Consider the following 661-nt stretch of genomic DNA (forward strand, 5'->3'; position numbering starts at 1 on the left):
ATAACTGGCAATCCAGGTGGTCCCATCACCCTGGCAAAAATCAGGTCACACTGGTCCCATCCTCATGGCAGGCGACAGCGTTTGCGCCAGGCCACGATCTGGTTCTCCACGCTGGGCCGGACACGGGTCGGACTGGTATGCGGCCGCGAGGACCGGTCGTGAAGACCGTCTTCACCCTCGGTCTCAAAACGACTGATCCAGGTGTGGACGCATTTACGCGAAACCCCCATCGCTTTCGCGATATGGGCCTTGGGCCAGCCAGCCTGATACCGGCGCACTATCAGCAGCCGGCCGTGAAACGTCGTACGGGCATTACGGTGGGACACGAGAACCTCCGGACGGTGGTGGACCTAGACAAGCCACACCCCACCCGGAGGTTCTCCTCACATCAAGCCAACACGCCTGCTACCAACGTCCTGTCCCAGTACACCTAGAGGTTGGGATGCGTCCGGCTGCGCTGCGAAGGTATCTGAACACCTAAATAGCTTCGGCAACAACAGGTTTAGAGGTACCAGCGACACCACCTAAAATCGTCACTGTGACGAATTGCGCGCCCGAGGAGACGGGGAGGGGAGTGCGGCTAGCCTGAACGTTTCGTGAGATGGGCCGTTGACACGGCTTGTAATGCACGGAAGTGCCTGTCCTGCTTGAGAACATTGGC

The 661-nt window shown here is 59.3% G+C and carries 1 pseudogene; it reads right to left on the bottom strand.

Features of this window, described 5'->3' with window-relative positions:
- Positions 1-71: 71 nt before the first annotated feature.
- Positions 72-326, bottom strand: a pseudogene (locus CQY20_RS34015) (leucine zipper domain-containing protein); the annotation flags it as partial.
- Positions 327-661 lie beyond the last annotated feature (335 nt).

The organism is Mycolicibacterium agri (genome assembly GCF_002553505.1).
GTDB classification, from domain to species: domain Bacteria; phylum Actinomycetota; class Actinomycetes; order Mycobacteriales; family Mycobacteriaceae; genus Mycobacterium; species Mycobacterium agri.